The 7276-nt window shown below is 75.0% G+C and carries 6 protein-coding genes and 1 pseudogene; 5 read left to right on the top strand and 2 right to left on the bottom strand.

Annotated elements, in window-relative coordinates:
* Positions 1 to 715: 715 nt before the first annotated feature.
* On the top strand, positions 716 to 943 hold the full coding sequence (locus tag BN2279_RS02290; RefSeq protein WP_059005988.1) for a hypothetical protein: 228 nt from the start codon (positions 716 to 718) through the stop codon (positions 941 to 943).
* Positions 944 to 1001: 58 nt separating this feature from the next.
* On the opposite strand, the gene BN2279_RS02285 is transcribed toward BN2279_RS02290, so the two are convergent.
* On the bottom strand, positions 1002 to 1673 hold the full coding sequence (locus tag BN2279_RS02285; protein ID WP_059005987.1) for an AAA family ATPase: 672 nt from the start codon (positions 1671 to 1673) through the stop codon (positions 1002 to 1004).
* Between the two features lie 347 nt (positions 1674 to 2020).
* Here BN2279_RS02285 and BN2279_RS29710 point away from each other — a divergent pair, with 347 nt between their 5' ends.
* A complete protein-coding gene (locus BN2279_RS29710) occupies positions 2021 to 2185 on the top strand; it encodes a hypothetical protein (RefSeq protein ID WP_234347293.1) in 165 nt (54 codons plus the stop codon).
* A gap of 158 nt (positions 2186 to 2343) precedes the next feature.
* Here the strand turns inward: BN2279_RS29710 and BN2279_RS31325 are convergent.
* Positions 2344 to 2499: pseudogene (locus BN2279_RS31325) on the bottom strand (TetR family transcriptional regulator); the annotation flags it as partial.
* Positions 2500 to 2579: 80 nt separating this feature from the next.
* Between BN2279_RS31325 and BN2279_RS02270 the strand changes: the two are divergent.
* From BN2279_RS02270 to BN2279_RS02260, 3 genes are read left to right on the top strand one after another with little or no spacing between them, the layout of a single operon-like run.
* On the top strand, positions 2580 to 3488 hold the full coding sequence (locus tag BN2279_RS02270) for a metal-dependent hydrolase (protein WP_059005984.1): 909 nt from the start codon (positions 2580 to 2582) through the stop codon (positions 3486 to 3488).
* Between the two features lie 47 nt (positions 3489 to 3535).
* Positions 3536 to 5461, top strand: a complete 1926-nt coding sequence (locus BN2279_RS31320) for a M24 family metallopeptidase (RefSeq protein ID WP_079031747.1) — start codon at positions 3536 to 3538, stop codon at positions 5459 to 5461.
* Complete coding sequence (locus BN2279_RS02260) at positions 5458 to 7227, top strand: SDR family oxidoreductase (protein WP_059005983.1); 1770 nt, start codon at positions 5458 to 5460, stop codon at positions 7225 to 7227. Before BN2279_RS31320 ends, BN2279_RS02260 begins: the two co-directional genes overlap by 4 nt.
* The last annotated feature ends 49 nt before the right edge of the window (positions 7228 to 7276 follow it).

Here is a 7276-nt window from a genome sequence, read left to right as displayed (position 1 = left end):
TGGAGGGGGTGGTATGGATAAGGGTTTTTTTTTTTTCAAGCAGAAGACGGCATACGAGAGTTCTGCCTGTCTCGTGGGCTCGGAGATGGGTATAAGAGACGGGTGCGGGTCGAGGCCGCGTCCGCGGAGTTCGAGCCCCGCGCGGGCGAGGCCCTCGCGCAGGACGGCCAGGTCGCCCAGCGCCGCCTCGACGCAGCCGGCGAGCGAGTCGGCCGGCGCGGTGCTCAACTCGACCTGGCCGCCGGGTTCCCGGCTGATGCCGCCGTCGTGCGGCAGCGTGCCCGGTGTCTCGAAGGGGGCGAGTGCCTCGGCCAGTCGTTCGGCGGCCACCGGGAGCCGCGCGTCGGCGCGATCGTGCACCAGCCATTCCAGTTCGACGCCCACCCGGGTCGGGGGGCCGGTCTTGAAGCAGACGCCCTTGACGTATGCCTCGGCTTCCTCCAGCGTCAGACAGCCATCCATCGCGAATGCGCTCCACTTCCCCATCGTGGACGGATTCCGGCGTGGAAACCCGGCGTGGCCCGCGAGGCATTCCACGCACGGCGATCTCTTTCGGCCAACTGTTCGAATATACCCGGGGATCGACACCCCGGGCGAACCACGGATGAACTTCTACCCACCGTCCCCGCGGTCGGCACGCCTCCCGGAACGGACCGCATACTCCGCGCGCCGGCGACCACTCGAACTCAGAATCGAACAGGCGTACTATTCAGGGGTGGATACGACGAGCTTCCCCGAGGACCTGATCACGGCCCAGCACGAGTGGTACGACGTCGACGAGCAGCTCAGCGCCGCCGGAGAGCGCGAACGCCGCCTGCGGTCGCGGCTCCAGGAGCTGTCCTTGTACATCGCGGGGCATCCCTACTGGGAGACACGCGCCACCGCGGGTGTCGCCGCCCGGATCGCGCTCAAGCGTTCCGTCCGGGAGTCACGCGGCATGTGAGACCGGCACCCGGTCCCGGGGACCCGCCGGACCTGACACCGCCGTGCGCCGCGCCGGGTCAGCCGTCGCCGAAGCCGAACCCTATGCCGCGCAGCGCTCCCGCCGACGCCCGGTCGAGGAGCGCCGCCGACGCGCAGCCCTCGGGCAGGTGTCCCGCCGCGACCTGCGCGACGAGCCGGGCCACCGCCCGCCGGTGGCGCGCGAAGGCGTACCCGGAGACGGTCCTGCCGCGTCCGCGCTGCCCGGCCAGCGCCGTTCCCGGGGGCACGTCCAGCACCACCAGGTGCAGTTGCCCGCCCCGGCGCCTGGCGTCCCAGCCGAGCCAGCGGCGCACCCAGGCGGTGCGCCCGCAGTCGTGCACGATGACGCTGGCGGACGAGCGCAGCGCGCGGCCCAGGTGCAGGTAGTGCGCGAGCCGGACGGCGGGCCGGTAGACGGCGTACGGGACCCAGCCGGGCAGCCGGCGGGCCCACCGTTCCCGCATGTCCTGGGAGTCGATCCTGATCAGCGGGGCGCCGGGCACGGCCGTCACCGCCCGCCGCATCAGCGTGGACTTGCCGCTGCCCGGCAGCCCGGACACGACGACCCGGTGCCCGGCCGGCCACCGCAGCTCCAGCCGGTCGCCGTCCGCCGCCGTCCCGCGCAGGTCGAACACGAGCGCCGCGCCGGGCGCGTCCGGAACGGCCCGTGACCCGGCGGCCGGTGACCCGGCGGCGTCGCGCCGCGGCATGCTGTCTCCCCCCGACACTGTCCACCCGCGCTGTCGGCTCCCGCACCCGGCCCGCCATGCGCGGCGCGTGCGGACGCGAGTCACCGTAACGGGCCCCGGACACCACACGCAACGGGCCGCCCGGCGCCGCCACTTGAACACCGGGCGCACGCCCGCGCACGCCGGGCGCCATAGCGGCGGGCGCCGCGCCTCCCGGCCGTACGGCGAGCCCCTGCCGCACCCGTTCCCACAGCTCCGGGTCGCCCAGGGCCGCCGCCACGAGCTGGTAGCAGCACCGTTCGCACATCTCGACCAGGGCGTCCCTGCTCAGCGTGGGGCGGTCGAGCCAGGTCACCACGCCCTCCTCCATGAACGCCTGCCAGCCCTTGACCGTCAGGGCCAGGGCCGGGGTGTGCGGCGCCCCGGCGGCGGCCAGGCCCGCCATGATCCACTCGATGAACGCGGCCCGGACCGAGCTGTGCAGCCTGCGCATCTCGGGGCTGCTGTGGGTCAGGCGGACCACGGCGAGGTAGACGGAGGGGCGCAGGGCGACCTGGTCGATGAAGGCGCCGATGCCGTTGCGGAGTTGCTCCTCGGGGCTGAGCGCGGGGTCGGGGGCGACGTGTTCGAGCAGCTCCTCGGCGACGGACTGGACGACGGCGCTGCGCAGGCGCCGCAGCGAGCCGAAGTAGTGGAAGAGCAGTCCGGGCGAGACGCCCGCCTCCTTGGCCACGGAGTCCGCCGAGAGGGTGTCCAGCTCGCGTTCCTCCAGCAGGGCACGGGCGGCGGCGAGGATCTGCGCCTTGCGCTCCGCCGGGGCGAGCCGGGCACCGCTTGTACGAGACATGTGTCCATCCTATTGACTTCGCCTCAACAGCCTCTACCGTTGAGTAACCCTCAATAAGGGCTCCGACGAAGGAGGCCATCATGCCGGAGGCACCGCGGGCTCGGGAGGCCCGCCCGATATCGGATGAGCACCACCATCTGGTGCTCCAGCCCCGGGACGTCCGGTTCGACTGGTCCCGGCTGCCGATGCACTGGGTCCCTGGCGATCCGATGACGACGCACGTGCTGAACGTGCTGCATCTGCTGCTCCCCGAGGGCGAGCGCTGGTTCGTCCGGACCTTCCGCGAGGTCCTGCCGCTGATCACGGACGAGGAACTGCGGGAGGAGGTCCTCGGGTTCATCGGCCAGGAGGCCCTCCACGCCGAGGCGCACCAGGGCGTCCAGGACCACCTCCGCGCCCAGGGCCTCGACCCCCTCCCCTACGTCCGGCAGGTCGAGTACCTCTTCCGGAACCTCCTCGGCGAACGGCCCGGCTTCTCCCCCACGCGGGCCCGCGAGCACCTGATCGAACGGGTGGCGGCGATAGCGGCCATCGAGCACTTCACGGCGTTCCTCGGGGACTGGATCCTCAACGCGGACGGCCTCGACCGGGTGGGCGCCGACCCCACCATGCTGGACCTGCTGCGCTGGCACGGCGCCGAGGAGGTCGAGCACCGCAGCGTCGCCTACGACCTGCTCCGGCACCTCGACCCGGGCTACGTCCGCCGGGTCCGCGCCATGGCGATGACCGGGCCCGCCATGCTCCAGCTCTGGGTGCGCGGCACGCGTTACCTCATGGCCGCCGCCCCCGAACTCCCCGCCGGCACCCGGCCCACCTGGCGTGGTTACGCGACCGCCGCCCGGCGCGGGCTGCTGCCCCGGGCGGGCAGGACCCTCCGCTCGGCCTCGCGCTACCTGCTGCCCGGCTACCACCCCACCCAGGAGGGCTCCACCCGGCAGGCCGTGGCCTACCTCGGCGCCTCCCCCGCGGCCCGCGCCGCCGCCCACTGACAGCACCCCGCCACCGCCCGGCGTCACGACCCGAGGACCTCACGCCCATGAGCGACACCCTGCCGCCCGACCTGTACGGCAGACGGCGCGACGCCCGTTACCTGCGGCTGCTGACCCGGCTGGTCGATGTGTACCTGTCCCCCGCGACCAGGTCCGACCGGTACACCCGCCGCCGCCCGGTGCCGCCGCTGGACCTCGTCGTGACCGCCCGCGAGTCCGTCACCGGGAACGCCGGAGACGCCGGGGATGTCGTGTCGCTGCTGCTCGCCGCCCCCGACCGCGGGCCGCTGCCCGCCTGGCAGCCCGGCGCCCACCTCGACCGGCGGCTGCCGTCCGGACGCACCCGCCAGTACTCGCTGTGCGGGGACCCCGCCGACCGCCACACCTACCGGATCGCGGTCCGCCGCGTGGAAGCGGGAGGCGGCGGCTCCGCCGAGGTGCACCGGGACCTGCGGGAGGGCCCCGCGCTGACGGCGCGCGGCCCGCGCAACGCGTTCCCGTTCGCCGCCGAACCCGCCGTCCTGCTGATCGCGGGCGGCATCGGCATCACCCCGATCCTGCCGATGGCCGCCGAGGCGGCCCGGCGCGGGCTGGACTGGCGCCTGGTGCACACCGGGCGCACCCGCGCCTCCCTGCCGTTCGCCGGGCGCCTCGCCGAGCTGGCCGGGCGGCACCCGGGCCGGGTGGTGACGCTGCCCGACGACGAGCACGGCGTGCCGGACGGCGAACGGCTCCTCGCGCTCGCCCCGGCGGGCGCCGCCGTGTACTGCTGCGGCCCGGCGCCGATGCTGGAATCCGTCCGCGCCGCCACCGCCACCGCGATCACCGCCGGACGGGTGACGGCGCTGCACTTCGAACGGTTCGCGCCCCCGCCCGTCGTCGACGGGCGGCCGTTCACCCTGCGGCTGCGGAGCACCGGCGAGACGCTGCCGGTGCCCGCCGACCGCTCCGCGCTCGACGTGCTGCGCGCCCGCGACCCCGCCACGCCGTACTCCTGCCGCCAGGGCTTCTGCGGCGTGTGCCGGCAGCGCGTGACGGACGGCACCGCCGAGCACCGCGACCGCAGGCTCACGCCGGACGAACGCGCCGCCCGGCCAGAGCCGCCCGCCTTCCCGTTCGACGACCGGGACCTCGCCCGCTTCCGCGAGGTGCAGCGGCTCGCCTACCGCTGCGCCGGGGAGGTCGCCGCCTGGCTGGCGCCCGGCGTCACCGAGCGCGAGGCCGCGTCCCGGCTGCGCCGCGCGCTGACCGACGCCGGGGTCAGGGACTTCTTCCACGTGCCGTTCGCGTGGTTCGGGGACCGCACGGCGTTCCGGGGCTTCCGCACCCCGCTCCAGTTCTTCCCCACCGGGCGCCGGCTCGCCGAGGGCATGCCGTACGTCCTGGACTGCGCCCCCGTCGTGGACGGCTACACCGCCGACATCGGCTACGGCGGCACGCTCGGCGACAACCCCGTCTGGGACGCGCTCGACCGCGACCTCGGCGCGTACCGGGACCTGATCCTGCGCGAGGTCAGGGCGCGCAGGCCGCTGGACGAGGTGTACGCGGCGGTGGACGCGCTCATCGACCGGCACGGCTACGACAACCGGCACCGCGTCTACCCCGGGCGGGTCATCGGCCACCAGGTCACCCGGCTCACCGGACGGGGACCGGCCGGCGTGACCATGTTCGGGTTCGGGGTGCGGACCCTCCAGACGCTGGGCCGCGAGCTGATCGGCGAACGGCTGGCGGGCCGCTCCCCGCTGTGGGCCGACGGCCGCGCCTCCCGTCACGCGCCGACGCCGGGCCTGTGGGCCGTGGAACCGCACATCGGGTTCCGCGACGTGGGCCTGAAGTTCGAGGAGCTGCTCGTGGTCACCGAGGACGACGCCTACTGGCTGGACGACGACCTGCCGCACGTCCACCGCCGGCGGGACCGCACCACCGCACGACACACCGGGCACACCACGGAAACGGAAGGGGCCGATCGATGAACACCACCGAGGCACTGCGCCGCCGCACGGTCACGTCGGGCGACGTGTCGCTCGCCGTCTACGAGCAGGGCGACCCCGCGCACCCCACCGTGCTCCTGGTCCACGGCTATCCGGACACCCACCAGGTGTGGGACGACGTGGCGGCCGACCTCGCCGCCGACCACCACGTCGTCCGCTACGACGTGCGCGGCGCGGGCGACTCCGACCGGCCCGCCCGGCGCGACGACTACGCCCTGGAGGCCCTGGCCCGCGACCTGTTCGCGGTGGCCGAGGCCACCAGCCCCGGCCGCCCCGTCCATGTCGTCGCCCACGACTGGGGCTCCATCCAGTCCTGGGAGGCGGTCACCGACTCCGCCGCGCCCGGCCGCATCGCCTCCTACACCTCGCTGTCCGGGCCCTGCCTGGACCACGTCGCCCACTGGATGCGCGACCGCTACCGGAACCCCACCCCCCGCCACGTCGCGCAGCTCCTCAACCAGGCCGCCCACTCCTGGTACATCGCCGCCTTCCACGTGCCCGCGCTCGCCCCGGCCGTGTGGCGGCTCGGCCTGGCCAAGCGCTGGGGCACGGTGCTGCACAAGGCGGAGGGCGTCCGGCCGCGCCCCGGGCACCCGCAGCCCGGCCTGGCCGCCGACGCCGTGCACGGCATCGAGCTGTACCGCGCGAACATGCTGCCGCGCCTGCGGGCCCCCCGCAGCCGTCCCACCCCGCTGCCGGTGCAGCTCATCACCCTGTCCAAGGACCACTACGTGAGCCCCGCCCTCGCCGAGGGCGCCGCGCCCTGGGCGCCGAACCTGTGGCGGCGCACCATCCCCGCCACCCACTGGTCGGCGCTGCTGAACAAGGGCGCGACCGTGGCCCGCATGGTCCGCGAGTTCGTCGGCCACCACGAGGGGGCGCCCGCCGCGCCGCAGCTCGACCGGGCGCGCCGCAGGCGGGACGCCGACGAGACGCGGCCGGTCTCCGGGCCGCTCGCGGTCGTCACCGGCGCGGGCAGCGGCATCGGGCGGGCCACCGCGCTGGCCTTCGCCGAGCAGGGCGCGGACGTGGTGGTCTGCGACATCGACGCCGAGGCCGCCGAGCGGACCGCGGAGCTGGCCCGGCTGCTGGGAGCCGACGCGGCGGCGTACCGGGTGGACGTCTCCGACGGCCCCGCCGTGGACGCGTTCGCCACCGAGGTGGCGGCCCGGCACGGCGTGCCGGACATCGTGGTCAACAACGCGGGCGTCGGCCACGCGGGGTCGTTCCTGGAGACGACCGAGAAGGAGTGGCAGCGCGTCCTCGACGTCAACCTCTGGGGCGTCATCCACGGCTGCCGCGCCTTCGGCGCCCTGCTCGCCGCGCGCGACGAGGGCGGCCACATCGTCAACATCGCCTCCGCCGCCGCCTACCTGCCGTCCCGCGCGCTGGCCGCCTACGGCACCAGCAAGGCCGCCGTCGTGTCGCTCTCCGAGAGCCTGCGCGCCGAACTGGCCGGCGCGGGCGTCGGGGTGACCGCGATCTGCCCCGGCGTGGTGAAGACGAACATCCCCCGGACCACGACGTTCTCCGGCGGGGACGGCGCGGAGCAGGACGAGCGGCGCCGCCGCGCCGCCCGCGCCTACGCCCGGCGGAACTACCCGCCGGAGAAGGTCGCCGACCGCATCCTGCGGGCCGTGCGGGACAACCGGGCCGTCGTCCCGGTCACGCCCGAGGCCAGGGCCGGGTACCTGCTCGGCCGCGTCTCCCCCGGCCTGCTGCGCCGGGCCGCCCGCTTCCTCGGCTGAACGCCCATCCCCCCGCACGACCCCCGACTCCGACCCCGACCCCTGAATC

It is taken from the genome of Streptomyces specialis (genome assembly GCF_001493375.1).
In the GTDB taxonomy this organism is placed as follows: domain Bacteria; phylum Actinomycetota; class Actinomycetes; order Streptomycetales; family Streptomycetaceae; genus Streptomyces; species Streptomyces specialis.
Note: the sequence above shows the minus strand (reverse complement) of the source record. Positions and strands in the feature narration are given on the sequence as shown.